A 26,408-nucleotide genomic window follows, 5' to 3' on the forward strand; every position below is an offset into this window, starting at 1 on the left:
TCCGGCAGACTACCTTCAGGATGAGCCCACACCCAGAGACCTTCGGCCCTGTCGAGAACGAGCTCGTGGTCCTGCTCGATGAGCAGGGCACGGCGATCGGCACGGCCGACAAGGCGCGCGTTCACGACGAGCAGACGCCGCTCCATCTGGCGTTCTCATGCCACGTCTCGGACCGCTCCGGCCGCGTGCTGGTGACGCGTCGCGCGCTCGGAAAGAAGACCTGGCCCGGGGTCTGGACGAACTCGTTCTGCGGTCACCCCGGCCCCGACGAAGACATGATCGAAGCGATCCGCCGGCGCGCCCGCCAGGAGCTCGGGCTTGAGCTCGGCGACATCACGGTGGCGCTTCCCGACTTCCGCTACCGCGCGGTGGATGCCTCCGGCATCGTCGAGAACGAGATCTGCCCGGTGTACACGGCCGTCGCGGATGCCGACCCGGTGCCGGCCGCCGACGAGGTCGCCGAGTGGGCCTGGGTCGACCCGGCCGAGCTGCGCGCCGCCGTCGCGGCCACGCCCTTTGCGTTCAGCCCGTGGCTCGGCTGGCAGCTCGCCGCCTGGCCGGCTGAGCGGGTTGAGTAGCCGACGCAGTCGGCGTATCGAAACCGCGGGTTGAGTAGCCCGCAGGGCGTATCGAAACCAGCCGGATTCACACCGGGTTTCGATACGGCGCTTCGCGCCTACTCAACCGGCAAGGCTGAGCGGGTTGAGTAGCCCGCAGGGCGTATCGAAACCCTTAGTTCCCAGCCGCACCCGCATCCGTCGCGCTCACGTCGGTGCGGTGGAAGTTCTGGAAGCTGCGCGAGGCCGTCGGCCCGCGCTGCCCCTGGTAACGGTTCGCGTACGGCCCCGAGCCGTAGGGGTTCTCGACCGGCGAGCTGGTGCGGATGAAGCACAGCTGCCCGATCTTCATTCCCGGCCACAGCTTGATCGGCAGAGTCGCGACGTTGCTGAGCTCGAGGGTGACGTGCCCTGAGAAGCCGGGGTCGACGAATCCGGCGGTCGAGTGCGTCAAGAGGCCCAGGCGGCCGAGGCTCGACTTGCCCTCGAGTCGCGCCGCCACGTCGTCGGGCAGGGACACCAGCTCGAACGTGGAGCCGAGCACGAACTCGCCCGGGTGCAGGATGAACGGCTCGCCCGGCTTCGCCTCCACCAGGCGGGTCAGCTCGGGCTGCTCTTCGGCCGGGTCGATGAACGGGTATTTGTGGTTGTCGAACAACCGGAAGTAGCGGTCGAGGCGCACGTCGACGCTCGACGGCTGCACCATGTCCAGATCGAGAGGGTCGAGTCCGATTCGGCCGGTCGACAGCTCGGCGCGGATGTCGCGATCGCTCAGCAGCATGGGTCGAGACTAGCGGCACCGCGCACGCCCGAAGGGCGTTGGGCTACACTCGACAACGCACCGCGGGGATGTAGTTCAATGGCAGAACTTCAGCTTCCCAAGCTGATAGCGCGGGTTCGATTCCCGTCATCCCCTCTCCGATTGGCACCATGAGCGCATTGGTCCGCATCCCCTCGCCGGGCAGCAACCTCGAGTTCGGCGAACCCGGCGATCCGCTCGTCGTGATGATCCCCGACTGGTTCGGGCGCCTGCCGTGGATGATCCCCTACGCCGAGGCGCTCGCCAGCCGCGGGCTGCGCGTCGTCGTGCTCGACCTCTACGACGGCGTCGCCACCATCGACGAGGGCCAAGCGGAGCGCCTGGCGAGCGGCCTGGAGCGATCCGCCGCCCTGATGATGGTCGAGGATGCGATCGAGCGCGGCCGCGACGAGGGCAGCGACCGGGTGGGCCTGATCGGCTTCGCGCTCGGTGGCGGGCTCGCGCTGCTGACCGCGCAGGCCGGCGACGTGGATGCGGTGGTCGCCTACACCGCCACCCTCGCCGAGAGCGAGGACGGCATCGTCCCGTGCCCGGTGCTGCTGCACTTCGCGGACACCGACGAGTGGGCGCCCGGCGCCGAGCCGGAGACGTTCATCGCCCGACTGCAGGACGACGAGACGCCGGTGACCCGCCACGACTACCCGGGCACCACGCATTCGTTCGCCAACGCGACGCTCGCCGACTCGATCGAGCCGCGGTCCGCCGGTCTCGCCTTCGCGCGCACCGCCGCGTTCCTGCTCGAGTACCTCGGCGACTGAGCAACTAGCGTTGAGCGCATGACCTTTGCGCCCGAGATCGTCGCCGCCGTCCTGCACCACATGAACGGCGACCACCCGGATGACAACCTGCTCATCGCGCGCGCCTTCGGCCCGGCCGAGGTCGCCGGCGCCACCGCCGCGACGATGACGACCCTCGACGAGTCCGGCGGCGAGTGGAGCACCACGGTCGACGGCGTCGAGCACACGGTGCGGGTGTCGTGGCCGAACGGCCCGATCGGCGAGCGTCCCGAGATCCGCCGCGAGGTGGTGGCGCTCTACGACGCGGCCTGCGCCAAGCTTGGCGTCGCCCCTCGGCCCCACGAGTAGGTGCTGAGCGGTCCTCGTCGTCACCGAGCGGCCGCGCTAAGGTAAGGGTGTCCTCACTTTTAGGAGTCCCTCGTGTCTGTCATCTCGTTCTCCGAAGCGCTTCGCGCCCGCAGCTGGTCGCGCCACGGCGAGAGCGAGGGCGCCGGGTTCATGTCGGATCTGATGAAGGGCGAGGGCACTCGCGAGGACTACATCGCCCTCGTCGCCCAGCACTACTTCATCTACGACGCGCTCGAGGGCGTCGCGCCGACGTTCGCCGACGACCCGATCGCGACCCCGTTCCTGAGCGAGCAGCTCAGCCGCATGCCCGCGCTCGAGGCCGACCTCGCCTTCCTGATCGGACCGGATTGGAAGGAGCGGATCGCTCCGCTGCCGACCACCGAGCGCTACGTCGCCCGCATCCGCGAGATCGCCGCCGAAGGCTGGGCGGGCGGCTTCGTCGCCCACCACTACACGCGCTACCTCGGCGACCTCTCGGGCGGCCAGGCGATCGGCCGGCTGATGCAGCGCCACTTCGGCTTCGAGACCAACGGCATCGGGTTCTACATCTTCGACCAGATCGCCAACCCGAAGGAGTTCAAGGAGGCCTACCGCGAGCAGCTCGACGCGGCCCCCTGGGACGAGGCCGAGCAGGAGCGCGTCATCGACGAGGTGCTGCGCGCGTACGAGTTCAACACGAAGCTGTTCGAAGACCTCTCGCGCGCGAAGGCCGCCGCGTAGCGGTCTCGACACGCCGCTTCGCGGCTGCTCGACCCGCTCGGCGCGTGACCCGCGCTCAGATGGCGGCGATGCCCGGGATCGCCTCGGCGCGCGACATGAAGTCCTTCACCCGCTCGTCGACGATGATGTCGCTCGGGCGCAGCGGGCGCGTCAGGTAGAGGCCTTCGAGCGCGGTGATCCGGCTCAGCGCCACGTAGGTCTGGCCGGGCGCGAATGAGCGCGGCCCGAGATCGACGATCGCGCGGTCGTAGCTCTTGCCCTGCGACTTGTGGATGGTGACCGCCCACGCCAGCCGCAGCGGAAACTGGGTGAACTCGGCCACCACATCCTTCGACAGCGTCTTGGTCGCCGAGGAGTAGGTGTAGCGGTACCGCTCCCAGGTGCTCGGCTGCACCTCGAAGTCCTCGCCGTCGACCTCGACGGTGACGGTGTCGGCGATCTTCACCACTTCGCCGATGGTGCCGTTCACCCAGCGCCCGTCGCCGCCGGTGTCGTTGCGCAGAAACATCACCTGCGCACCCAGCTTCAGCTCCAGGCGCTCGTCGGCCGGATAGGCGCGGCCGCCGAACTCGCCGTTCACCTCCGCCACCGCCGTCTTCGCCGCACCGGGAAGGCGGGCCAGCGCACTGCCGTTGATGCGGGTGACGGTCGCGTTGGTGGTGGCGAGGGTGATGGTGCCGTCGTCGGGCGCGGGCCGGGCCCCCACCTCGTTGAGGCGGCCGGCCATCTCGGCGGTGACGACGCCGTGCCGCACGGCGGTCAGCAGCGTCTTGAACTCGAGCTCGTGCTGGCGGTGGATGGTCGCCAGCTCGAAGATCGTCAGGTCGGCCTCGTCCCACACCCGGGCGTCGAAGAACCACATCGAGCGGTAGCGGTCGGCGAAGTAGGCGCGCTCCTCCGGGTCGCCCGGCACGGGAGCCAGCTGGTAGGGGTCGCCGAACATCACCAGCTGCACGCCGCCGAAGGCGTCGTTCGGCTTCGCCCTCGCCTGCCGCAGCGAGCGGTCGATCGCATCCAGCAGGTCGGCGTTCAGCATCGACACCTCGTCGATGACGAGGGTGTCGATCGCGCCGAGCAGCTTGCGCAGCTCGCCCGACTGCTCGATGTCGTGGTCGGCGATGACGCCGATCGGCAGCCGGAACAGCGAGTGGATGGTCTGGCCGCCAACGTTCAGCGCCGCCACCCCGGTCGGAGCGCAGATCACCACCTGCTTCGAGGTGCGCCACGACAGGTGCTCGAGCAGCGTCGACTTGCCGGTGCCGGCGCGACCGGTGACGAAGATGTGCTGCCGCGTCGACTCGATGGCGTCGAACACGGCCTGCTGCTCGGGGGAGAGCTCGGGCAGCGGCATCCCTCAAGGCTACCGATTCGAACGACCGTAGGATGCGACTGTGCTCACCGCTCCCGACGTCGCGGCCCCGACCGGGGCGCGTCGCCGCGCGCTCATCTGGCTGGCGGCGGCGCTCGTCCTGACCCTCGCGGGCACCGGTGCCGTGATCGCCGCCAACGCGACCGTCTTCGGCGCCGCGTCGTTCGTGCGGGTGTACCTGGAGGCGCTGGCCCGCGGCGACGCCGCGGAGGCGCTCGCGCTGCCCGGTGTCGATCCCGGAGGGCTCGATGCGACGCTGCTGTCGAGCGCGGCGATCACCGAGTTCGAGGTCGGGGAGGTGCGGGAGACGGCGAACCGGGAGGGCATCCATGAGGTGACCGCCTCCTGGTTGATCGGCGAGGTCACCTACTCGACGAGCTTCACCGTGGAGCGCGTCGGCACCACTGCGGGCCTCTTCGCGAGTTGGGCGTTCGCCGACAGCCCCCTCGCCGCGCTCGAGCTGACCCTTGAGCACGAGGACCGCGTACAGGTGAACGACCTCGACCTCGTCACCGCGAGCATCACCGCCGCGCCGCACCGCTTCGCCGTGTTCGTGCCGGGCCGCTACACGCTGCAGCACGACAGCCGGTGGCTCACGAGCGACGCCGTGACGGTTGCCGCCGACCGGGTCGGATCGACAATCGAGGCCGCGGTGGAGGTTCGCGCGAACGACGACCTGCTCGCCGAGGTCGACCGCACCGCGCGCGATTTCCTCGACGACTGCGCCGAGCAGCGGGTGCTGTTTCCGCCCGGATGCCCGTTCGGCGAGACCGTCAACAACCGGGTGCTCGGCGAGCCGGTCTGGTCGATCGACGCGTACCCGGAGATCACGGTCAGCGGCACCAGCGGCGAGCCGCGCTGGCGTTCCGGGCCCGACCAGGGCATCGCGCAGGTGACGGTCGAGGTGCAGTCGATCTTCGACGGCAGCGTCGAGACACTCGAACGCAACGTGCGGTTCCCGATGGAGTTCGAGATCCACATCTCCCGCGGCGACCGCCTCACCCTCGTGACGGTCGACCCCTACGCCGACTGAGCCCACTCGGCTCGGCCGCGTTCCTCCCGGCCGGCTCCGCGCAAAGTCGGAGAACCGGGCACCTTGTCCACGAGTCGTGGACCGACCCGCCGAATTTCCGACGTTGCGTAACGGGAGGGAGGCGCGGCCAGCTCAGCGCAGCCGCGACGGCAGAAGCGCGTGCAGCAGCGGCAGGGCGGAGGCGCCCATAAGCACCCAGCCGAGCACCTCATCGGTGGGGCGCAGCAGCACCCCCGCGATCAGCAGACCGGCGAACACGATCGCCGAGGTGGTGCGACGCAGCGACCGATCGACGATGCGCAGACGTTGCTCCACCTCGGGCGACCGCACCGCCAGCTCGCCGCGATCCAGCCGCGAGATGAGCGCGTCGGTGCGCTGCGGCAGCCTCGCCAGCGCAGAGATGATGGCGAGCGCCTCGCGCCCGACACCGCGCAGCACGCCCGCGCCGGTGCCGCGCAGCAGGCTGCGCGCGAACGGGTCGACCGCATCCCACATGTTGAAGTCGCGGTTGAGCGCACTGGTGACGCCGGAGGTGAGCGAGACGGTGCGCAGCAGCAGCAGGAAGCTCTCGGGCAGCTGGAACGGCAGTGTGCGGATCGTCTCGCCGAACTGGGCCGCGAACTCCTGCAGCTCGCGCGGGTCGATGCGCTGCAGCTCGGCGACCCCCATGCCGCCGAAGCGGTCGAACAGGGCCGTCATGGCGCGCTCCAGCTCGACGGTGTCGGCGGTCGGCAGCAGCACGCCGAGCCGCTGGATGGCGACGACGAGGGCGCGCGCACCGCGCGAGACGACGGCGAAGATGAACTGCTGCAGCCCCTCCCGCAGCTCGTCCGAAATCTCGCCCATCATCCCGAAGTCGATGTAGGTGAGCTGCCAATCGTCGGGCTCGCCCGACCCGCCCGGCGTCACGAAGATGTTGCCGGGGTGCGGGTCGGCGTGGAAGAACCCCGCGACGAAGATCTGCTGGAAGGCGGACCGGGCCAGCTCCGCCGCGACCGCCGCCGGGTCGATGCCGACCGCCTGCAGCGCCTCGACATCGGTGATCTTGATCGCGGTGACATCGGCGAGGGTCAGCACCCGCAGCGCGCTGCGCTCCCAGACCACGGCCGGGGCGGCGATGCGCGGATCGGCGGCGAAGTCGGCCGCGAAGCGCTCGGCGTTGGCCGCCTCGTGCACGTAATCGATCTCCTCCAGGCTGGTGGTCGCGAACTCCTCGACGAGCGCGGGCGCGTCGGTGCGACGCGAGACGAGCCGGATGCGCGACAGCCAGCGCGCCACCCGGCGCAGCGCCGCCAGGTCGACCTCGACGATCTCCTCGATGCCGGGGCGCAGCACTTTGACGACCACGTCGGCGAAGCCGACGTCGGCGGCGAGCTGCGGAGACAGCCGAGCGCGGTGCGCCTGCCCCAGCGAGGCCGCGGCGATCGGCGCGCTCTCGAACCGGGCGTAGGCGCGGTCCAGCGGCATGCCCAATTCTCGTTCGGCCTGCGCGACGATGCGCTCGATCGGCTCGGCGGCGACCTCGTCCTGCAGCCCCTCCAGCTCGCGGGTGATCTCGGGCGGCAGCACGTCGAGGCGCGAGGAGAGGAACTGCCCCACCTTGATCATCAGTCCGCCGAGGTCGGCGGCGAGCGCGTGGAAGCGGCGGGCCAGCCGCTGCAGTCGGGGGATGCGGCCCGACGCCGCGAACCGGCCGAGCCCGATGCGCGGCAGCACCAGTTCGAACCACCACGCCTGCGCCAGCGCGAGCGCGGCGAAGCGCATGATGCGGCGGTAGCGGGCGCGCAGCGCGCGATCCTGTGTCGGGGCGGACGAGCTGCCGCGGGCGGGCGGCACTCGGTCAGTCCTCGGCCAGGATGCCGTAGATCTTGCGTCGGGTCTCGTCGAGCAGGGCGGCGGTGCGCTCCTTCTGCTCGGCGCTGCCGTGTTGGGCGACCTGCGCGGCAGCCTGCGCCAGTTTGGCGCCCGCCTTCGGCACGACCGCGGAGTGCTCGGCGAACCGGGGCATGCGCCAGCCGGAGTCGTGCTCGCCGCCGGAGTCGTGCGATTCGTCGCCCTCGTCGCCGGAGGCCGCGTGCGCTGCGGTGCGTCCGGCCTCGGTGAGCGAGAAGACGCGCCGCTCGCCGACGTGCTCCGCGGTGACGAGCCCCTCATCGACCAGCAGCTCGAGCGTCGGATAGACGACGCTCGCCGTCGGTCCGTCGCCGCGAGCGCTCATCGCCGCGAGCGCCTGCATGATCTGGTGCCCGTTCTGGGCGTCGTCGAGGAGCACGATCAGAATGTCGGAGCGCACCTCGCGACGGGGCGAGTGTCCCGGCATCCGAGGCGCGAAGGTGTCACGAAGGTCATCCAGCGCCTCCCAGAGATCGAAGCCGGAGGATGTCGAGCTGCTCATGCGAGGTCCTTTCACCGCGGAGGACCAGTCAACGCCACAACGCTGGGATGACGCCGTGACCTACGGGCGGGCGGCCCGGGCGGCGAGGGCGGCGTTGTACGCCTCCAGCTCGGCGTCGCCGTCACGATCGGCGGCCCGGTCGCGACGCTTCGCCTCGCGGTCGTCGCTGCGCGCCCACATGACGGCGACGATGATCGCGAGCGCGACCGTCGGAATCTCGCCGACGCTCCACGCGATGCCGCCACCCCACACCTGGTCTTCGAGCGGCGGCAGCCCCCAGGTGCGTCCCATCGCTCCGTACCAGTCGGCCAGGAACAGCGCCTCCTGCGACATGATCGCGAGCCCGAAGAAGGCGTGGAATGCCATCGTCGCCAGCAGCAGCAGCAGTCGCAGCGCGTAGGGCGGGCGGCCGCCGATCGGGTCGACGCCGATCAGCACCTGCGCGAACAGGTAGCCGGTGATGAGGAAGTGGGCGACCATCCAGACGTGCCCGGCGTGCTGCTCGGTCGCCCAGCGGAACAGCGGCGAGTAGTAGAACACCCAGAGCGACGCCGCGAACAGCACCGCCGCGACGATCGGGTTGGTGAGCAACTTCGAGAAGCCCGAGTGCACGAGCACGAGGATCCATTCGCGCGGCCCGCGGCTGCCGTCGTCGCGCTTGCGGATGGTGCGCAGCGCGAGCGTCACCGGCGCCGACAGCACGAGGAAGATCGGGATCACCATGGTGAGCAGCATGTGCTCCAGCATGTGGATGCTGAACAGATACTCCTGGTAGGCGCCGAGCGATCCGCTCGTCGACCAGAGCAGCGTCAGCATGCCGACCACGAAGAACACGGTGCGGTACCACGGCCACCGGTCGCCGCGACGGTGCAGCCGCACCACCCCGGCGAGGTAGAAGAACAGCCCGAACCCGACGACGAGCGCCCAGAGCAGGTCGAGATCCCAGGTTGTGAGATAGCGGATCGGGGTCAGCTCGGGCGGCAGCGGGGCGCCGGTCAGGTACTCCGCCGGCGTCGGGTCGGCCAGGTCGGAGGCCGGGATCTCGACCACCGGCGGGGCGGTGCGAGCGAGGGCGGCCGCGACACCGCTGGCCACGCCCATGACGGCGAGCTCGACGGCCACGAACACGGCGAAGAGCCGGTGCCCGGCCCCGGCGACGATGCGCCCGACGAACACGCGGCGCTGCAGCGCGCCGAGCAGCCCGAGCACGAGAAGCGCGACCACCTTGGCGATGACGAGCAGACCGTAGGGAGTCAACAGGTCGGGCAGGTCGCCGACGCGGATCGCCGCGCTGACGTAGCCGGAGATCGCCACCACCAGGAAGCTGACCAGCGCGAGCGTGGAGTAGCGCGGGAGGATGGCCGCCAGCCGGTCGGCGCCGGCGCTGGCGCGCAGCACCACCAGCAGCAGCAGCCCGCCGACCCACACGGCCGCGAAGATCAGGTGCAGCCACAGCGCGGTGACGGCCAGGTTGTGGTCGGCCGCCCCGCCCGCGTGACCCTGCTCGGCGAGCGGCGCAAGACCGATCGCGGTCGCGGCGGTGATGATCCCGAGCGCGGTGACGTTGCGCACCGCGAAGCACAGCACGGTGAGCGCGGCGCCGACGAGCATTGTGATCAGCCAGGCCTGCCCCAGCTCGATCTCGGTGAGGAAGGTGCCGAGCGCCTCGCCGTAGCGCTCATCGAGGCTCGGGGCGGTGTTGAAGACGGTGGTGAAGGAGAAGAACGCGGATGCCGCGGCGGCGACGGTCCACACCGCGGCGCCGGCGGCCGCCACGTCCAGTGCGCGGTCGAACTCGGGCTTCGCGGTGGAGAGAGCGAAGAGGGCCAGCACCAGCGAGCCGAGCGCCGTTGCAACCCCGAGGTTGAAGACGAGCTTCGCGATCGGCAGACCCCAGCGCACCAGCGGCCCCGGATCGATCACGAGGGGGGCTTCCGCACCGCCGCCGACGAGGAGCGCCAGCACCGTCGCGACGAGGGCGACGACGAGGAGGGCGGCGGGTCCGAGGACCCCGATCAGGCGCGGCACCCCTCCAGCGTAGGCGGATGCGCGCCCCGAAAATGCCGCAGGGGGACCGGGGCGCAGTGCGCCTCGATCCCCCTGCGGGAAGTCTGAACTACTTGGCGGCGGCCTTGAGCTTGCTGCCGGCCGAGACCTTCACGCCCTTGCTGGCGGCGATCTGGATGGTCTCACCGGTCGCGGGGTTGCGTCCCGCGCGCGCGGCGCGGCTGATCTGCTCGAAGGAGATCCAGCCCGGGATCGCGACCTTGGTGCCGGATCCGACCGACTCGGCGACGACGTTGAAGAACGAGTCGACGACGCTGGCAACGGTGGCCTGGCTCTGGTTGGTCTCGGCCGCGATCTTTGCGACGAGATCGCTCTTGTTAAGGGTGTCAGCCATGGGTGTCCTCCTCGGACTCAATGCATTTCATGTGGCACGAAGAGTTCGTCAGAGCGACGGAACTTTCGCGGTGTCGGCTTCAGCGCCTGCGCCCCGAAGCCACAGTGAAACTAGCACCCGCGGCCCGTGTTTCTGGGGATGTCGCACGGTGTTCCACATCCGGATTTGCTGGGTATTTCGGCGCCCGCGAACGCGAAAGGGGCGAAAACTCACGTTTTCGCCCCTCGCGCTGTGGTCGGTTTCGACTACCAGCTCGACTTCGTCACGCCCGGCAGCTCGCCACGGTGAGCCATGTCACGGAAGCGGACACGCGAGATGCCGTACTTGCTGAGGACACCGCGCGGGCGGCCGTCGATCGCGTCGCGGTTGCGCAGACGCACCGGGCTCGCGTTGCGGGGCAGCTTCTGCAGACCCAGGCGGGCCTCCTCGCGCTGCTCGTCGGTGGAGGTGGGGCTGACGAGCTGCTTCTTCAGCTCGAGACGCTTCGCGGCGTACCGCTCCACGATGACGGCGCGCTGGTTGTTGCGCGCGATCTTGCTCTTCTTGGCCATGCTTAGCGCTCCTCGCGGAATTCGACGTGCTTGCGGACCACGGGGTCGTACTTCTTGAGCACGATGCGGTCGGGGTTGTTGCGTCGGTTCTTGCGGGTCACGTAGGTGTACCCGGTACCGGCGGTCGAGCGGAGCTTGATGATCGGACGAACGTCCTGCGACTTCTTCGCCATCAGATCTTCTCCCCTCGGGCGAGCAGGTCCTTGACGACCGACTCGATGCCGCGAGCGTCGATCACCTTGATGCCCTTAGCGGACAGCGTCAGGGTCACGTTGCGCTTGAGCGACGGGACGTAATAGGTCTTCTTCTGCACGTTCGGGTCGAAGCGGCGCTTCGTCCGGCGGTGCGAGTGCGAGATGTTGTGTCCGAAGCCGGGAGTGGCTCCGGTCACCTGGCACACTGCAGCCATGGTTCTTCCTTATCGTTGCGGCGAAGCGAACTCCGCCTGATCTACCGTGAGACGATCGCCCCACCCAAGGTCACTTGTCGGCATGCCGAGATCCGGTCGCGAGCGGCCGGACGGCACACAAGAAGCGCGCTTTCGCGCACAACTCTCCGAGAATAGCCGAGGTTCCGGCCGTTGTCACCTCCGCGGCGGGCGCCGCGGACCGGCCACACCCGCGATCAGGCGCAGTCGGTGCAGAGGCCGAACACGTCGACGACGTGGTGCGGATCGCTGAAGCCGTGCTCGGCGGCCACCTCACGCGCCCACACCTCGACCTTGTCGGCTTTGATCTCCACCGTCTTGCCGCAGTTGCGGCAGATCAGGTGGTGGTGGTGGGTGCCGGGCGTGCAGGCGCGGTAGAGGCTCTCGCCGTCCTGCTGCAGCGCATCCGCCTCCCCCTCGGTCGCCAGGTCGGCGAGTGCGCGGTAGACGGTGGCGAGTCCGACCGATGAGCCGGTGCCGCGCATCGAGGCGTGCAGCGCCTGCGCGCTCACGAAGCCCTCGGTCGTGCCGAGTGCGGAGCGCACCGCTTCGCGCTGCCAGGTGTTGCGCTTGGCGCTCATGCCACTACCTCCGCCTCCACCTTACGGCCCGCCGCGGTGCGCACGCGGGCCGCCTCGATGCCGCGGCAGACGACGTAGATGAGGAACGAGATCGTGGTGATGAACGGGCTGATCGGCAGCGATCCGGCGATCGCGAGCAGGATGCCGCCGAGCGCCGAGACCAGGCCGAACGTCACGCTGAGGATCGGCACCAGCACCGGGGAAGCACTCACGCGGAGCGCCGCAGCCGCCGGGGTCACCAGCAGGGCCAGCACCAGCAGCGCGCCGATGATCTGCACCGAGACGGCGACGACGAGACCGAGCAGCAGCATGAAGACGATCGAGAGCGCCCGGCCGGGCACGCCGCGAGCCACCGCGACCTCCGGGTCGAGGCTGTCGAAGCTCAGCGGGCGCCAGATCACCAGCAGCACCACCAGCACGGCGGCGCTGATGCCGATCAGGCGCCACACGGCAGGGTCATCCACGGCGATGATCTGCCCGGTGAGCAGGCCGAACTTGTTGGCGCTGCGCCCGGAGTACAGCGCAAGGAACAGAATGCCGAGCCCCAGTCCCGCGGGCATCAGCACACCGATGATCGAGTTGCGCTCGCGGGCCCGCGCTCCGAGCACGCCGATCAGCAGCGCCGCGACGATCGACCCGAAGATCGAGCCCATCACGACGTCCACGCCGATCAGCAGCGCGGCGGCGGCGCCGGCGAAGGAGAGCTCGCTGATGCCGTGCACCGCGAACGCCATGTCGCGCTGCATGACCATCACGCCGATGAGTCCGCCCACGATGCCGAGCACGGCGCCGGCGAGCACCGAGTTGGCGACGAGCGCGAGAATGGCGCCGTAGTCGGTGAAGTCGAAGATCTGGTCGAAGCTCATGCGCGCACCCCGTGCAGATGGCCGGGCATCTCGGGCGTGCCGACGACGAGGATGCGTCCCTTCGTGCGGATGACCTCGACCGGGGTGCCGTAGAGCTCGCCGAGCACCTCGGAGCGCAGCACCTCGTCGGGGGTGCCGACGCGGAACGATCCGCCGGCGAGATAGAGCACCCGATCGACCATGCCGAGCACGGGGTTGATGTCGTGCGTCACCATCAGCACGCTCGCTCCCCGCTCGTGGCGCACGCGCTCGAGCAGTCCCGCGACGGTGCGCTGGTGATGCAGGTCGAGGCTGAGCAGCGGCTCATCGGCGAGCACGAGCGCGGGGTCTCCGGCGAGCGCCTGGGCGACGCGCAGCCGCTGCTGCTCTCCGCCCGAGAGGAGCCCGACGGGCACGCGCGCGTACTCGCTCGCGCCGACCTCGGCCAGCAGCTCGTCGACGCGGCGCCGGGCGGTGCGGTTCGGCCACGGGATGCCGAAGCGGGTGCCGTCGATGCCCAGTCGAACGAGGTCCTGAGCGCGCAGCGGCGTGCCGGGCGCGAAGGGCCGCTGCTGCGGGATGTAGCCGACCCGATCGCGACCGCTCGGCAGCTCGATCGTGCCCGCGTCGAGCTTGGTGAGACCGAGGATCGCCCGCAGCAGGCTGGACTTGCCGGCGCCGTTGGGGCCGAGCACGGCGATGAACTCCCCGGCGGCGATGGTCAGCTCGAGCTCGCGCCAGAGGGTGCGCACGCCGAAACCGAGCGACGCCCCCCGGATGCGGAGGGCGGCGCTCGGCTGAGCGTGGTCGGGCGTGGTCACTTGTCGATCATGCCGCGTTTGCGGCAAGGGCGCTTTCGATCGCGTCGAGGTTGGACTGCATCCAGCTGACGTAGCTCTCGCCCTCCGGCAGGTTCTCGGCGAAGTCGACCACGGCGACGCCGGCCTCTTCGGCCGCCGAGCGCACGAGCTGGGTCTCGGCGCCTTCGGTCTGCGAGTTGTAGGCGAGGAAGGCGAGGTGTCCGCTCTTCACCTCGTCGAGCACGGCGGCGAGCAGCGCGGGGGCCACGTCGGTGCCCTCCTCGATCGCCTCGCTGAAGCCGTCCGGTGTCGCGTCGGTGAGTCCTGCGTCGGCGAGCAGGTAGAGCGCGACCGGCTCGGTCACGACGACCTCGTCGGCGGCATCCGCGTACGCGGTCGCCAGCTCCTCGGCGCGCTCGTGCAGCGCCTCGATCTCGCCTTCGAGCGCCTCGGCGTTGGCCTCGTAGACCTCGGCATTCGCGGCGTCGAGCTCGGCGAGCTCCTCGGCGATCGAGTGCACGACCTCGATCATGGCGTCGAGCGAGTACCAGACGTGCTCGTTGACGCCCTCGATGTGGTCGTGGTCGTGGTCGGCGTCGTCCTCGGCGTGCTCGTCCTCGGCGTGCTCGTCCTCCGCGTGGTCGTCCTCGGCGTGGTCGTCCTCGGCGTGCTCGTCGTCATCCTCGGTGAGCCCGAGCACCTCGACGGCGATGAGCGTGTGCGGCGCGTCATCCATGGCGTCGGTGATCACCTCAACGAACGGGTCGTACCCGCCGCCGTTCGAGATCACGAGGTCGGCGCTCTCGATAGCGAGACGGTCCCGGGCGGTGGCCTCGTAGGAGTGCGGGTCCTGCACCGTCCCCTCGATGATGCTCGTGACCTCGACGTCGTCTCCGGCGACGCGCGCGGCGAGATCCGCGTACACGTCGGTGGAGGTGACGATCGTCAGCGTGCCGTCGTCCGCAGGGACGGTGGTGGCGCATCCGGTGAGGGCGAGCAGGCTCGCCGTTCCGAGAGCGAGCAGAGGCATGCGAGCAGACAACGTGAACTCCTGATTCCCGACGCCGACGTTCGGCGACGAGTTCACGCTAGACCTTATTGATAACCATTGTCAAAATGGTTCTCAATAAGGTCGTCTCCGTCCCGCGCGAGCCTCCTCCGCGCAATCCGACCCCCGGCGAGCGGTGCGAAACGTGCGGTGCGCGTCCCGCGGATCGCACTTTTCGCACCGCTCGCGGGGAGGCCGAGGGGTGCGCGGAGGCGCGGGCTAGTCGAGGAGGAGCGCCGGCTCTTCGAGCACGCTCGCCACGTCGGCGATGAACCGGCTCACCACGTCGCCGTCGACCACGCGGTGATCGAAGCTGCCGCCGACCGTGGTGACGTAGGCGGGTCGCACCTCGCCATCCACCACCCACGGCTTCTGCTTGATGGCACCGAGCACCAGGATCGAGACCTCGCCCGGGTTCAGGATCGGCGTTCCCGTGTCGACGCCGAACGACCCGAGGTTCGTGATCGTGATCGTGCCGCCCGACATCTCCGCCGGGGAGGTCTTGCCGTCGCGCGCGGTGAGGGTCAGCTTCTCCAGCGCCTCGGCGAGTTCGCGCAGCGAGAAATCCTGCGCATCCTTGATGTTCGGCACGATCAGACCGCGCGGCGTGGCTGCCGCGATGCCGAGGTTCACGAAGTGGTGGACGACGATCTCCTTGTCGGTCCACGTCGAGTTGACCGTCGGGTTGCGGCGGATCGCCCACATCAGCGCCTTCGCGGCGATGAGCAGTGGCGAGACCTTCACGCCCGCGAACTCCGGATTCGCCTTGAGTCGCTTGACGAACTCCATCGTGCGGGTCGCATTCACGTCGGTGAACACGCTCACGTGGGGGGCGGTGAACTTGCTCTTCACCATCGCCGCGGCGGTCGCCTTGCGCGTGCCCTTGACGGGGATGCGCTCCTCGCGCTCCTCGCCCCACTCCGGCGTCTCCAGGTTGCGGAACACGCTCGCCTGCCCGGCCTGACGGATGACGTCGTCGCGGGTGATCTCGCCCGCGAGCCCCGTCGGGGTCACGTTCGCCAGGTCCACATCGAGGTCCTTGGCGAGCTTGCGGATCGGCGGCTTCGCGATCACCGGCATCGCCGAGGCGGCCGGCACCGAACTCGGCTTCGCGGGGGTCGACTTGGCGGCGACCTCCTGCGGAGAATCCGATCCGCCGTCGGGGGCGACGGTCGCGCCGGCGCGTCGACGCCGCGTCGTGGCGTGGGCGCCCTTCGAGCCGTAGCCGACGAGCACAGCACCCGAGCCCGACTCGGCGGCGGGCTCGCTGTCGCCGTTCTCGGCCGGACCGATCGTCGTCGCGGTGTCGGCGATCGTGCCGAGGGCATCCCCCTCGTTGCCGGGGGCCTGCAGCTCGATGCTGCCGCCGCTCGAGTCGACCCGGATGATCGGGGCGCCGACCTCGACGGTCGCCCCCTCCTCGGCAAGCAGCTCGGTGACCGTGCCGGCGAACGGCGACGGCAGCTCGACGAGCGACTTCGCGGTCTCGATCTCGACCAGCACCTGGTTGACGGTGACGACGTCGCCGGGCTTGACCTTCCACGCCACGATCTCGGCCTCGGTCAAGCCCTCGCCGACATCCGGCAACGGAAACTCTGAATGTGCCACGGTCGACTCCCTGGTGGTTCAGGTCCCCGCGGGGACCACGACGGTTGGGTCAGTAGGCGAGGGCGCGGTCCACGGCCTCGAGAATGCGGTCGGCATCGGGGAGGTAGTCCCCCTCGAGCTTCGCGGGCGGGAACGGGGTGTCGTATCCGCTCACGCGCAACGGCGGCGCTTCGAGCGAATAGAACGCGCGCTCGGCGATCGTCGCGGCGACCTCCGAGCCGACGCTGACGTGTCCGGGTGCCTCCTGGGCGACGACCAGCCGGCCGGTCTTCTGAACGGAGGCGAGCAGCGGCCCGTAGTCGACCGGCGAGAGCGAGCGCAGATCCACGACCTCGATGCTCGTGCCCTCGGCCGCGGCGATGTCGGCCGCCTGCAGCAGCGCCGTCACCATCGCGCCGTGGCCGACCACCGTGACGTCGGTGCCGGTGCGAACCACGCGGCTCTCGTGCAGCGGCGCGGCAGGGGTGCTGCGATCCACCTCGCCCTTGTGCCAGTAGCGACTCTTCGGCTCGAAGAACAGCACCGGGTCACGGCTCTCGATCGCCTGGCGCATCATCCAGTAGCCGTCGTTGGCGGTCGCCGGGCTGACCACGCGCAGGCCCGGGGTGTGCGCGAAGTACGCCTCCGGGCTCTCCTGGTGGTGCTCGACCGCGCCGATGTGCCCGCCGTAGGGCACGCGGATGACGACCGGGAAGTCCTGAGTTCCCTCATGGCGGTAGGTGAGCTTCGCCAGCTGCGAGGTGATCTGGTCGAAGCCCGGGTAGATGAATCCGTCGAACTGGATCTCGCAGACCGGGCGGTAGCCGCGCATGGCGAGGCCGATCGCGGTGCCGACGATGCCCGACTCGGCGAGCGGGGTGTCGAGCACGCGGGACTCGCCGAACTGCGCCTGCAGCCCCTCGGTGACGCGGAAGACGCCCCCGAGCCGGCCGATGTCCTCGCCCATCAGCAGGACGCGGTCATCGGCGGCGAGCGCATCGCGGAGACCCTCATTGATGGCCTTCGCCATCGTCAGCTGTTCGACGCTCACGACGCGTCTCCCTCGAACGACGCCTCGTAGGCGGCGTGCCAGGCGCGCTGCGCCTCGACGCCGGGGTGAGGCTCGGTGTAGACGTGCTCGAAGATCTTCTCTGAGCTCGGATCGGTGAGCGAGGCGACGCGAGCGCGGGTGTCGGCCGCCAGGTCCTCCGCCTCGGCGGCGACCTCGGCGAAGAACGAGTCGGCGACGCCGCGGCCGCGCAGGTACGACTCGAAGCGCGTGATCGGGTCGCGGTGGCTCCAGAACTCGACGTCCTCGTGCTCGCGGTACTTGGTGGGGTCATCGCTCGAGGTGTGGGCGCCCATGCGGTAGGTGAGCGCCTCGATGAAGCGCGGACCCTTCCCCGAGCGCGCCGCATCCAGCGCGAGTGTCGTCGCGGCGTAGCTGGCGAGCACGTCGTTGCCGTCGATCTGCACGCTGTCGATGCCGAAGCCCGCGGCCCGCAGGTACAGCGGCGTGCGCGACTGGCGCTCCACCGGCACGGAGATCGCCCAGTGGTTGTTCTGCAGGAAGAAGACCTGCGGGGTCTGGTAGCTGGCCGCGAACACGTAGGCCTCGTTCACGTCGCCCTGGCTGGTCGCGCCGTCGCCGAAGTAGACGAGCACCGCCGCATCCTTCTCCGGGTCGCCGGTGCCGACGACGCCGTCGAACTGCATGCCCATCGCGTAGCCGGTCGCGTGCAGCGACTGCGAGCCGATCACGAGGGTGTAGAGGTGGAAGTTGCCGGTCTCGGCCGGATCCCAGCCGCCGTGGCTGAGGCCGCGCAGCATCTCGATGAGCCGCATCAGGTCGAGCCCGCGGATGCGCCCGACCGCGTGCTCGCGGTAGGCGGGGAAGATGTGGTCCTGCGGCTTCGCGGCGAAGCCGGAGCCCACCTGCGCCGCCTCCTGGCCGGTGCTCGGAATCCACAGCGCGAGCTGGCCCTGCCGCTGCAGGTTGCCGGCCTCGATGTCGAAGCGCCGCACCGCGACCATGTGCCGGTGGAAGTCGAGAAGTCGCTCCTCGGAGATGCCCTCAATGATCGGCAGGTACTCCGCCGTCGCGTCGCTCTCGACGAGGGTCCCCTCCGGCGAAAGCAATTGAACAGTCGCCTCGGTGTAGGACATGTGCCTACCCTAGCCCGGCGCCCGGAAGCGCCTGTGGGAGGGTCCTGACAAGCTCCGCGGTGGCATCTAGGAGTTTGTCCACAGACTCCGGCTCACCGACCGAGACCCGGATTCCGTCTCCCGGGAACACGCGGGCGACGATTCCGTGCTCGGTGAGCACCTCACCGGCCTCCACCGTGTGCTCGCCGGTGGCCAGCCAGACGAAGTTTCCCTGCGGCTCCGGGATCGCGATGCCCTGGTTCGCGAGCGCGGCCGCAATGCGCTCGCGCACGCTCACGAGGGTCGCGACCTGCCCGAGCAGCTCCGGCTCGGCGTCGAGCGCCGCGAGCGCCCCGCGCTGCGCCGCCTCGGTCACCGAGAGAGCGATTGCCGTCGACCGGGCGGCGTCGAGGATGTACGGGGCGCCGATCGCGTAGCCGATCCGAAGGCCAGCCAGACCGTAGGCCTTCGAGAAGGTGCGCAGCACGACGAGATTCTCGTGCTCACCCCGCACCTCAAGACCGTTGACCGCCGTCGGGTCGGTGACGAACTCGACGTAGGCCTCGTCAAGGATGACGAGCACATCGTCGGGGACGCGCGCCATGAAGGTCTCGAACTCGTCGCGGGTGACGATGGCCGAGGTGGGATTGTTCGGGGTGCAGACGATGATGACGCGGGTGCGATCGGTGATCGCCTCCGCCATCGCCTCCAGGTCATGCGAGCCGTCCTCACGCACCGGCACGGTGACGCTCGTCGCGCCCGCCACGGTCACGAGTCCGGGGTAGGCCTCGAAGCTCCGCCAGGCGTAGAGCACTTCGTCGCCGGGCGCCGCCGCGGCCAGGATCAGCTGGGACAGGATCGACACCGAGCCGGCGCCCACGTGCACGGCGTCGAGCTCGACGTCGTGCCGGGCGGCGAGGCGCGAACGGAGGGCCTGCGCCGCGCCGTCGGGGTACCGGTTCACGCTCGCGTTGGCGATCGCGGCGGTGATGCTCGGCAGCGTCGGGAACGGGTTCTCGTTGGAGGACAGCTTGAACGCATCCTCGGCGGCCGGGCGACCCTGACGGTATGGCGCCAGAGCGGCGATGGCAGGGCGAAGCGAAACAGGCATGCGTTCAGCCTAGAGCCGCGCGCCCTGGTCCTTCCGGCCGGGGCTTTGCCAGAATGAACGCATGGGACGACTCTTTCTCCGCCTGCTCATCAACACTCTCGCGCTGTGGCTGACGACGCTGATCCTCGCGTCGCACGTCGACGTCGTCCCCTTCTCGCCGGGCGGCACCCTCGAGTTCATCATCACGCTCGTGCTGGTGGCGGTGATCTTCGGACTCGTGAACGGCATCATCGGCGGAATCGTCCGCATCGTGGCGTTCCCCCTCTACATCCTCACGCTCGGCCTGGTCGCCCTCGTCGTCAACGGTCTGATGCTGCTGCTGGTGGCGTGGATCAGCACGCTGATCGGCTTCGGACTCACGATCGAGAACTTCTGGTGGGGTGTGCTCGGGGCGCTGCTGCTGGGTGTCTTCTCGTGGCTGATCGGGATCCTGCTGCGGCCGTTCACCGGCAAGACCCGCTAGCCGCCGGTCTCGACGCGCTCGGCGCGGAACTCGAACACGGTCAGCTCTCCGCCGCCGTCGAGGTAGTCCTGCCCGAAGCGGGTGAGCCGCGCCACCTCGTCGCGCACGAGCGCTGACTCGGCGTCGTCGATCATCCGCGCCGTCGCGGCGTAGCTCTCCTTCTGATGCGGCGGCACCGCGAGGTGCGGCAGGTCGTCGCCGGGGGCGAAAGCCCGGCGCTCCACGTGCACCAGCGCGTCGCGTCCGTCCGGCCCCGCGGTCGCCGGCACCAGATCGTCGGTGTGGCTCACGGTGAGCCCGCGCACCCCGTCGGGGATCTGCACGTTGCCGATCGGGGCGCCGTAGGTCTCGAGACCGACGGTGTTCCAGTCGCCGGACTCTGCGGCGCGTGCGGCCACCATGCCGCCCTGCGAGTAGCCGATGAACTGCACCTCGTCGGTGGCAGCAACTCCTGCCTCGCGCATCGCGGCCTCCACCGCGCGCAGCGACGCCGGGCTCTTGCCGGCCACCCCCGCCAGGTTCGCGGTCATGTCGAAGGGCTCGCTGCCGGTGGTGTCAAAGGTCACGGTGGGCGACACGTACACGGACCACCGCGCCGGCTCGCCCGGCGCCGTGTACCGCTCGATGCGGATCTGGTTGGCATCGTCGGGGATGCGCTCCAGCCGGTCGGCGCTGCCACCGGGCGCCCCTTCGGCCGCCTCCGCTCCGGTGCGCACGGACGTCTGGGTGAGGCGCACCGGCGTCTCGATGAGCACGCCCCGCGTCGCCCCCAGCGCCATGACGCCGGTTGCCCCGACCGCGACCCCCGTCACGCCGAGCGCCTGATCGCCGAGGGCGAGACCCACCGCCGGCGGCGCACCGACCGCGCCGAGCACCGCATCGTCACTGCTCGCCGCGATCAGGCGAACCGCTTCAACGAGCACGGGCGAGCTGACCAGCTCCGGATGCGTGCGCAGGAACTCGGCCACGATGCCCGCGTCTCCGGCGCCCACACGTCCGGTCGCGCGCCGCTCGGGACCGCGCGACGCCTCGAGCGTGTCGCGGGCGGCGATGCCGAGCAGGAGTCCCGGATTGGTGACGATCGCCAGAAGCGCCACCCGCGCCGCGGCGCCCACGGCCGCTCCGGCGAGCGCGGAGACGCTCCACATCGCGCGGTCGAGCAGCTGCTCCGCCGTCTCGTAGCTGTCCGCGGCGAGGGCGAGCGAGCGCGTGAACGACTCCGCGAGGTCGGCGACCCGGGCGAGCTGGTGCCCTGCGGCGAACAGCTCGTCGGCGACACCGAGGTCCGGCGCGGGCCCCAGCACCGCCGCGTGCGCAATGTCGCCGTGCGCGCGATGCGCCGCCTCCGCGACCGACAGTCCGCGCTCCGCCGCGCGATGCAGCTGATCGGTCGCGACGGCGATCCCGCTCCCGGCCGGCGGACGGACGACGAGATCGCCGCCCGGGATCGGGTCAGCCATCGCCGAGCCCGAGCGCCCTGGACAGCGCCTGCTCGGCGGCGCTCATGGTCGCGAGTGCGCTCGTCGCGGCCACACGAAGCTCCGTCGCGCGCGCACTCGCCAGCTCGGCCGCGGGCCCCCGCCAGCCGAGCGTCGCCCCGTCGGGCATGTCGCGCCAGGCCGACTCGAAGATCTCCTGCGCGCGACGCACGAGCCGCAGCTGCTCGAGCCGCGTGCTCGTCTCCTCCGGGTCCTGTGCCAGCATCGGTTCGCCTCCCCACCGGATTTTCGTCCGATCGCCCCCTCCCGGTGCTTGGCGCGGGCGGGTAGCGTGGGCGACGGCGAGATCTCGCCGCGGTGGACGAGTCGCTCGAACACCTTCCCTGCCTCGAACAACGGAGTGGCCATGTCGTACGACCGCGCGAGTGGTACGGCGACGGCGTTTCGGATCTGCTTCGTGTGCACCGGCAATATCTGCCGCTCGCCGATGGCCGAAGCCATCTTCCGCTCCCTGATCGCTCGCCACGGCTTCGAACGCACCTTGGCGGTGAGCTCGGCGGCGACCGGTGACTGGCACGTCGGCGAGTGCGCCGACGAGCGCACGATCGCCGCGCTGGCCGCGCGGGGCTACGACGGCACCGCGCATCGGGCTCGGCAGTTCGACCCGGCGGACTTCGCCGCCTTCGACCTCGTGATCGCCTTCGACCGCGGGCAGGAGCGCATCCTGCGACAATGGGCTACGACCGACCACGATCGGGGCAAGGTGCAGCTGCTGATGAGCTTCGACCCCGAGTCCCACGGCCCGGTCGACGTGCCGGATCCGTACTACTCGGATGCGGCGCTCTTCGACAGCGTGCTGGCGATGATCGAACGGGCGAGCTGGTCGCTCTTCCGCCAGCTCGAACCCGGAATCCGACAGGGAGCCTGATGAGTCCTCTTCCCCCGCAACCCCTGAGCCCCCTCGACGGTCGCTATCGCGCGGTCGTGGAGGATCTCGGCGAGTACTTCTCGGAGGCGGGACTCAACCGCGCGCGCGTGCTCGTGGAGGTCGAGTGGCTGATCGCCCTCTCCGACCGGGGGATGTTCGGCTCCGCCCCGCTGGAGGCCGAGCAGGCGCGCCAGCTGCGCCGGTTCGCGAGCGAGTTCGGCGAGACCGAGATCGAGCGGCTGGCCGAGCTCGAGGCGACCACGCGGCACGACGTCAAGGCGGTCGAGTACCTCGTCCGCGAGAAGCTCACCGAGCTCGGGCTGACGAAGATCGCCGAGCTCACGCACTTCGCCTGCACGAGCGAGGACATCAACAACCTCGCCTACGCGATCGTGGTGCGCGGGGCGGTGCACGATGTCTGGCTTCCGAAGCTGCGCGAGGTCGTCGCCGCGCTGCGCGAGTGGGCGGTCGCCGAGCGCGACACCCCGATGCTCGCCCGCACGCACGGCCAACCCGCCACGCCGACGACCTTCGGCAAGGAGATCGCGGTCGTCGTCGGTCGGCTCGAGCGGGTGCTCGGCCACGTCGAGCGCGCCGAGTTCCTCGGCAAGTTCAGCGGCGCGACGGGCACCTTTGCGGCGCACCTCGCCGCCGAGCCGGAGGCCGACTGGCGCGCCATCTCGCACGACTTCGTGCTCTCACTCGGTCTCACCTGGAATCCGCTGACCACCCAGATCGAATCGCACGACGGCCAGGCGGAGCTGTTCTCCCGCGTCAGCCACCTGAACCGGATCCTGCACAACCTGTGCACCGACGTGTGGACCTACATCTCGCTGGGCTACCTCACGCAGATCCCGCAGGCCGGGGCCACCGGCTCGTCGACGATGCCGCACAAGATCAACCCGATCCGCTTCGAGAACGCCGAGGCGAACCTCGAGCTCTCCTGCGCGCTGTTCGACTCGCTCGCCTCGACCCTCGTCACGAGCCGTCTGCAGCGCGACCTCACCGACTCGACGACGCAGCGCAACATCGGCGTGGCCTTCGGCCACTCGCTGCTGGCGCTCGACAACATCCAGCGCGGACTCCGCGAGGTCGCCGTGGCGCCCGCGGTGCTCGCGGCGGATCTGGACTCCAACTGGGAGGTGCTCGGCGAGGCGATCCAGACGGTGATCCGTGCCGAGGTGACCGCCGGGCGCAGTTCGATCGCCGACCCGTACGCGATGCTCAAGGAGCTGACCCGCGGACGCCGCGTGACCGCGGACGACCTGCGCGAGTTCGTGGACGGTCTCGACATCGGCGACGCGGCGAAGGCGCGGCTGCGCGAGCTGACTCCGGCCGCCTACACGGGCCTCGCCAGCGAACTGGTCGGCGAACTGGAGCACCCCGAGGCGTAGCGGCGCGCCGGCGCCGGGCTAGTGCGTGCTCGGCCGGTCGTCGTCGTCGGACGCCATGTCCTGCGGGCCGGCCGCGACGAGCAGCATCGCGAGCACCACGAGCGCGACGATGAAGGCGCCGCCGGCGAACTGCGCGGCGATCAGCCACTCCCGGGTGCCCAGCAGCACGCCGGCGCCGACGAAGACGGCGACGACCGCCGCGAGCCCCACCAGTTCGAAGGGGCGGCGCTTGTCGCGCGCGCTCGGGTCGGTCATGACTCCTCCGTCGTCTTGGCGGCCGGGGTCGAGGCGGGAATCGAGGCGATCACCAGCAGCAGGCCCTGAATCACGGCCCACGCGCCGAGCAGTCCGACGACCATGATCGAGGCGGTCACGGCGCCGCTGGCCTCGATCGCTCCCGTGCGATCGGCGACCTGCCAGGGCTGAAGGTAGTCCGGCGGCACGATGAGCACGGCGAGGGCGAGAACGAGAGCGAGGCCGCCGAGCACGAGCGCGTCGCGGGCGCTGCCGCCCGAGCGCCGCAGGCGTATCGCCGTGGTGATGTCGATGCCGCCGACGATGAGGGCCCAGGCGCTCACGATGGCGACGAAGACGGCCGGGGCCGCGACCGGGATCGCGAGCGCCGCGACGCCGGCGACGATTGTCGCGACGGCCTGGACGGCGACGAGACCGCGGCCCGCGTGCCGGTCGGCACGGGTCAGGCGCAGCGCCGCGAGCTGGATCGCGCCGGCGACCACGGCATAGCCGCCGAAGGCGATCAGACCGAAGCCGGCCGAGTGATCCGGGCTGAAGGTGATGACCAGGCCCAGCGCGACCGCCACGAGTCCGCGGCCGAGCTGCGGGAGGTCGACACGCGCCCGAGGCGGGGTGATCGCCGGAGCGGGCGACAACGAAGACACGAAGCTCTCTTTCGTCGAGACGGACCCGACGATTCTAGGCCGGTCGGCTGGGCTAGACCTTGGCCATGTCGCTGAAGCGCGAGTACATGCCGCTGAAGGCCACGCCGATCGTGTCCTGGCGGCCGTTGCGGTGCTTGGCGACGATGAGGTCGGCCTCACCCGCGCGCGGGTGATCGCGCTCGTAGGCGTCTTCACGGTGCAGCAGGATGACGATGTCGGCGTCCTGCTCGAGCGATCCCGATTCGCGGAGGTCCGAGAGCGCCGGCTTCTTGTCGGCGCGCTGCTCGGGGCCACGGTTCAGCTGACTGAGCGCGACGACCGGAACGTTGAGCTCCTTCGCCAGAAGCTTCAGCGCACGCGAGAACTCGCTGACCTCCTGCTGACGGCTCTCGACCTTCTTGCCGCTGGTCATCAGCTGGAGGTAGTCGATGACGACGAGCTTGAGCCCGACACGCTGACTCAGTCGCCGGCACTTGGCGCGGATCTCGACGAGCGTCATGTTGGGGCTGTCGTCGATGTAGAGCGGCGCGTCGGCGATCTCGCCGCGGGTGTTCGCGATCTTGTCCCAATCGCGCTGGTCCATGTTGCCCTTGCGCAGGTGGTGCATGGGGATGGAGGCCTCGGCCGCGAGCAGGCGCATCGCGATCTCGCTGCGCCCCATTTCAAGAGAGAAGAAGATGGACGGCATCTGGTGCTTGACGCTCGCGGATCGGGCGAAGTCGAGCGCCAGCGTCGACTTTCCGAGACCGGGTCGCGCGGCGACGATGATGAGCTGCCCGCCGTGCAGGCCGTTGGTGAGCTCGTCGAGCTCGCGGAATCCGCTGGGCACTCCCGCCATCTCGCCGTCGCGCCCGCGCGCCAGCTCGATCTCGTCGACGGCGTTCGAGATCGCCTCGACGAGCGGAACGTAGTCTTCGGTCTCGACGCCGCCGGTGACCCCGTAGATCTCGGCCTGCGCGTTGTTGACGAGGTCGGTGACCTCGCCCTCGCTCGCGTAGCCCATCTGCACGATGCGCGTGCCGGCCTCGACGAGGCGCCTCAGCACCGCCTTCTCGGCGACGATCGAGGCGTAGTAGCCGGCGTTCGCGGCGGTGGGAACCAGACCGGTGAGCGTGTGCAGGTACTCGGCGCCGCCGGCGCGCTGCAGATTCGCGCTCTTGGTGAGCTCGTCGGTGACCGCGATGACGTCGGTCGGCTCGCCGTGGGAGTACAGGGAGAGGATCGCCTCGAAGATGACCTCGTGCTTGGGGATGTAGAAGTCGACGCCGCGCACGGTCTCGATGACATCCGCCACCGCGTCCTTGCTGAGGAGCATGCCACCGATCGCGCTCTGCTCGGCCAGCAGATCGTGCGGCGGTGTGCGTTCACCCGCCCACGAGTCACCCCCGCCGCGCTGCTCGCCCGCGAGCCCCAAATGGGCGATCGACATGTCTCCCTCTCTCCGCTCCGGCCGGATTCCGGCGAGCGATGCGTTGTCCTTGTGGTCGAAGCCTAGGTTGCTCCGCCGACACCCCCCATGTGCACACGCACGGGTCGAGATGTCGGCCTCTCCCCGAGACCTTGGCAAGGCTAGGGAGCGCACCCCCGGTCCGCCACGGCCCCTGTGGATAGGAGTGTGGACAAAACGCGGGAAACGCCGTGCAGCGTGTGAAGAAGCTGTGGACTGGACTGTGAGTAACTGGCCGATTCCGATTCGGAAAGCCGCTCTGACCAGGCTTTTTTCTGTTCACACCATGTGTGTAAAAACATGTTTAGAGTTCGGGTTGAGACTTCGCCAGTTTCGGGTCCACCTGTGTACAGATCGGACTAC

The 26,408-nt window shown here is 69.9% G+C and carries 30 protein-coding genes and 1 tRNA gene; 9 read left to right on the top strand and 22 right to left on the bottom strand.

The window, feature by feature from the left end:
- The first annotated feature begins 20 nt into the window (after positions 1–20).
- Positions 21–578: an isopentenyl-diphosphate Delta-isomerase gene (gene idi, locus ACR3ZA_RS07865; protein ID WP_473661438.1), complete on the top strand. Its 558-nt coding sequence runs from the start codon at positions 21–23 to the stop codon at positions 576–578.
- A 154-nt stretch (positions 579–732) separates the two neighbouring features.
- Here idi and dcd read toward each other — a convergent pair whose 3' ends face one another.
- The gene (gene dcd, locus ACR3ZA_RS07870) at positions 733–1,338 is read right to left on the bottom strand and encodes a dCTP deaminase (protein ID WP_473661439.1); all 606 of its coding nucleotides are present in this window, start codon (positions 1,336–1,338) and stop codon (positions 733–735) included.
- A 64-nt stretch (positions 1,339–1,402) separates the two neighbouring features.
- On the opposite strand from dcd, the gene ACR3ZA_RS07875 reads away from it, so the two are divergent.
- The 4 genes from ACR3ZA_RS07875 to ACR3ZA_RS07890 all read left to right on the top strand — a co-directional run bounded on the left by ACR3ZA_RS07875 (position 1,403) and on the right by ACR3ZA_RS07890 (position 3,182).
- Positions 1,403–1,473: transfer RNA gene (locus ACR3ZA_RS07875), tRNA-Gly, on the top strand.
- A gap of 14 nt (positions 1,474–1,487) precedes the next feature.
- Complete coding sequence (locus ACR3ZA_RS07880) at positions 1,488–2,135, top strand: dienelactone hydrolase family protein (RefSeq protein WP_473661440.1); 648 nt, start codon at positions 1,488–1,490, stop codon at positions 2,133–2,135.
- A gap of 18 nt (positions 2,136–2,153) precedes the next feature.
- Positions 2,154–2,462 carry a DUF2470 domain-containing protein gene (locus tag ACR3ZA_RS07885; protein WP_473661441.1) on the top strand — a complete coding sequence of 103 codons (309 nt, stop codon included), beginning with the start codon at positions 2,154–2,156 and terminating at the stop codon, positions 2,460–2,462.
- A 72-nt stretch (positions 2,463–2,534) separates the two neighbouring features.
- The gene (locus tag ACR3ZA_RS07890; protein ID WP_473661442.1) at positions 2,535–3,182 is read left to right on the top strand and encodes a biliverdin-producing heme oxygenase; all 648 of its coding nucleotides are present in this window, start codon (positions 2,535–2,537) and stop codon (positions 3,180–3,182) included.
- 55 nt (positions 3,183–3,237) lie between these two features.
- On the opposite strand, the gene ACR3ZA_RS07895 is transcribed toward ACR3ZA_RS07890, so the two are convergent.
- Positions 3,238–4,533, bottom strand: a complete 1,296-nt coding sequence (locus ACR3ZA_RS07895) for an AAA family ATPase (protein WP_473661443.1) — start codon at positions 4,531–4,533, stop codon at positions 3,238–3,240.
- Between the two features lie 40 nt (positions 4,534–4,573).
- Between ACR3ZA_RS07895 and ACR3ZA_RS07900 the strand changes: the two genes are divergently transcribed.
- Positions 4,574–5,584: a hypothetical protein gene (locus ACR3ZA_RS07900; protein WP_473661444.1), complete on the top strand. Its 1,011-nt coding sequence runs from the start codon at positions 4,574–4,576 to the stop codon at positions 5,582–5,584.
- Between the two features lie 132 nt (positions 5,585–5,716).
- Here the strand turns inward: ACR3ZA_RS07900 and ACR3ZA_RS07905 are convergent, their stop codons facing one another.
- The 15 genes from ACR3ZA_RS07905 to ACR3ZA_RS07975 form a co-directional block, all read right to left on the bottom strand.
- Entirely contained in the window at positions 5,717–7,348 is a 1,632-nt protein-coding gene (locus ACR3ZA_RS07905; protein ID WP_473662298.1) for an AarF/UbiB family protein, read from the bottom strand.
- Positions 7,349–7,424: 76 nt separating this feature from the next.
- Positions 7,425–7,979 carry a helix-turn-helix transcriptional regulator gene (locus ACR3ZA_RS07910; protein WP_473661445.1) on the bottom strand — a complete coding sequence of 185 codons (555 nt, stop codon included), beginning with the start codon at positions 7,977–7,979 and terminating at the stop codon, positions 7,425–7,427.
- Between the two features lie 60 nt (positions 7,980–8,039).
- Positions 8,040–10,007 carry a cytochrome c oxidase assembly protein gene (locus ACR3ZA_RS07915; RefSeq protein WP_473661446.1) on the bottom strand — a complete coding sequence of 656 codons (1,968 nt, stop codon included), beginning with the start codon at positions 10,005–10,007 and terminating at the stop codon, positions 8,040–8,042.
- Between the two features lie 88 nt (positions 10,008–10,095).
- The gene (locus ACR3ZA_RS07920; protein WP_294179478.1) at positions 10,096–10,380 is read right to left on the bottom strand and encodes an HU family DNA-binding protein; all 285 of its coding nucleotides are present in this window, start codon (positions 10,378–10,380) and stop codon (positions 10,096–10,098) included.
- Positions 10,381–10,625: 245 nt separating this feature from the next.
- Positions 10,626–10,931, bottom strand: coding sequence for a 30S ribosomal protein S14 (rpsN, locus tag ACR3ZA_RS07925; RefSeq protein ID WP_294179480.1), 306 nt, complete (start codon positions 10,929–10,931; stop codon positions 10,626–10,628).
- 2 nt (positions 10,932–10,933) lie between these two features.
- The gene (gene rpmG, locus ACR3ZA_RS07930) at positions 10,934–11,104 is read right to left on the bottom strand and encodes a 50S ribosomal protein L33 (protein WP_036301131.1); all 171 of its coding nucleotides are present in this window, start codon (positions 11,102–11,104) and stop codon (positions 10,934–10,936) included.
- A complete protein-coding gene (gene rpmB, locus ACR3ZA_RS07935; protein WP_473552766.1) occupies positions 11,104–11,340 on the bottom strand; it encodes a 50S ribosomal protein L28 in 237 nt (78 codons plus the stop codon). The genes rpmG and rpmB overlap by 1 nt, the downstream gene beginning before the upstream one ends.
- Before the next feature lie 215 nt (positions 11,341–11,555).
- The gene (locus ACR3ZA_RS07940; RefSeq protein WP_473661447.1) at positions 11,556–11,939 is read right to left on the bottom strand and encodes a transcriptional repressor; all 384 of its coding nucleotides are present in this window, start codon (positions 11,937–11,939) and stop codon (positions 11,556–11,558) included.
- Entirely contained in the window at positions 11,936–12,805 is an 870-nt protein-coding gene (locus ACR3ZA_RS07945; RefSeq protein ID WP_473661448.1) for a metal ABC transporter permease, read from the bottom strand. Before ACR3ZA_RS07945 ends, ACR3ZA_RS07940 begins: the two co-directional genes overlap by 4 nt.
- A complete protein-coding gene (locus ACR3ZA_RS07950; protein WP_473661449.1) occupies positions 12,802–13,605 on the bottom strand; it encodes an ATP-binding cassette domain-containing protein in 804 nt (267 codons plus the stop codon). Before ACR3ZA_RS07950 ends, ACR3ZA_RS07945 begins: the two co-directional genes overlap by 4 nt.
- A gap of 7 nt (positions 13,606–13,612) precedes the next feature.
- Positions 13,613–14,614, bottom strand: a complete 1,002-nt coding sequence (locus ACR3ZA_RS07955) for a metal ABC transporter solute-binding protein, Zn/Mn family (RefSeq protein ID WP_473661450.1) — start codon at positions 14,612–14,614, stop codon at positions 13,613–13,615.
- Positions 14,615–14,851: 237 nt separating this feature from the next.
- Positions 14,852–16,240 carry a 2-oxo acid dehydrogenase subunit E2 gene (locus tag ACR3ZA_RS07960; protein ID WP_473661451.1) on the bottom strand — a complete coding sequence of 463 codons (1,389 nt, stop codon included), beginning with the start codon at positions 16,238–16,240 and terminating at the stop codon, positions 14,852–14,854.
- 49 nt (positions 16,241–16,289) lie between these two features.
- The gene (locus ACR3ZA_RS07965) at positions 16,290–17,249 is read right to left on the bottom strand and encodes a transketolase C-terminal domain-containing protein (protein ID WP_473662299.1); all 960 of its coding nucleotides are present in this window, start codon (positions 17,247–17,249) and stop codon (positions 16,290–16,292) included.
- Positions 17,250–17,266: 17 nt separating this feature from the next.
- Entirely contained in the window at positions 17,267–18,385 is a 1,119-nt protein-coding gene (locus ACR3ZA_RS07970) for a thiamine pyrophosphate-dependent enzyme (RefSeq protein WP_473661452.1), read from the bottom strand.
- A 4-nt stretch (positions 18,386–18,389) separates the two neighbouring features.
- Complete coding sequence (locus ACR3ZA_RS07975) at positions 18,390–19,475, bottom strand: histidinol-phosphate transaminase (protein WP_473661453.1); 1,086 nt, start codon at positions 19,473–19,475, stop codon at positions 18,390–18,392.
- 61 nt (positions 19,476–19,536) lie between these two features.
- Here ACR3ZA_RS07975 and ACR3ZA_RS07980 point away from each other — a divergent pair, with 61 nt between their 5' ends.
- Complete coding sequence (locus tag ACR3ZA_RS07980) at positions 19,537–19,938, top strand: phage holin family protein (RefSeq protein WP_473661454.1); 402 nt, start codon at positions 19,537–19,539, stop codon at positions 19,936–19,938.
- Here the strand turns inward: ACR3ZA_RS07980 and ACR3ZA_RS07985 are convergent.
- Both ACR3ZA_RS07985 and ACR3ZA_RS07990 read right to left on the bottom strand, forming a co-directional pair.
- Positions 19,935–21,398, bottom strand: a complete 1,464-nt coding sequence (locus ACR3ZA_RS07985; RefSeq protein ID WP_473661455.1) for a hypothetical protein — start codon at positions 21,396–21,398, stop codon at positions 19,935–19,937. The genes ACR3ZA_RS07980 and ACR3ZA_RS07985 overlap by 4 nt on opposite strands.
- Complete coding sequence (locus tag ACR3ZA_RS07990; protein ID WP_473661456.1) at positions 21,391–21,642, bottom strand: hypothetical protein; 252 nt, start codon at positions 21,640–21,642, stop codon at positions 21,391–21,393. Before ACR3ZA_RS07990 ends, ACR3ZA_RS07985 begins: the two co-directional genes overlap by 8 nt.
- A gap of 141 nt (positions 21,643–21,783) precedes the next feature.
- On the opposite strand from ACR3ZA_RS07990, the gene ACR3ZA_RS07995 reads away from it, so the two are divergent.
- Positions 21,784–22,305, top strand: a complete 522-nt coding sequence (locus tag ACR3ZA_RS07995; RefSeq protein ID WP_473661457.1) for an arsenate reductase/protein-tyrosine-phosphatase family protein — start codon at positions 21,784–21,786, stop codon at positions 22,303–22,305.
- Positions 22,305–23,699, top strand: a complete 1,395-nt coding sequence (gene purB / locus ACR3ZA_RS08000; RefSeq protein ID WP_473661458.1) for an adenylosuccinate lyase — start codon at positions 22,305–22,307, stop codon at positions 23,697–23,699. The genes ACR3ZA_RS07995 and purB overlap by 1 nt, the downstream gene beginning before the upstream one ends.
- An 18-nt stretch (positions 23,700–23,717) precedes the next feature.
- Here purB and ACR3ZA_RS08005 read toward each other — a convergent pair whose 3' ends face one another.
- The 3 genes from ACR3ZA_RS08005 to dnaB are packed head-to-tail and all read right to left on the bottom strand — an operon-like array spanning position 23,718 to position 26,027.
- Positions 23,718–23,954, bottom strand: coding sequence for a hypothetical protein (locus ACR3ZA_RS08005; protein WP_473661459.1), 237 nt, complete (start codon positions 23,952–23,954; stop codon positions 23,718–23,720).
- The gene (locus ACR3ZA_RS08010) at positions 23,951–24,598 is read right to left on the bottom strand and encodes a DUF308 domain-containing protein (protein WP_473661460.1); all 648 of its coding nucleotides are present in this window, start codon (positions 24,596–24,598) and stop codon (positions 23,951–23,953) included. The genes ACR3ZA_RS08005 and ACR3ZA_RS08010 overlap by 4 nt, the downstream gene beginning before the upstream one ends.
- A gap of 52 nt (positions 24,599–24,650) precedes the next feature.
- Positions 24,651–26,027, bottom strand: coding sequence for a replicative DNA helicase (gene dnaB, locus ACR3ZA_RS08015; protein ID WP_473661461.1), 1,377 nt, complete (start codon positions 26,025–26,027; stop codon positions 24,651–24,653).
- Positions 26,028–26,408: the final 381 nt, after the last annotated feature.

The sequence above is a fragment of the Herbiconiux sp. J20-20 genome (assembly GCF_057365085.1).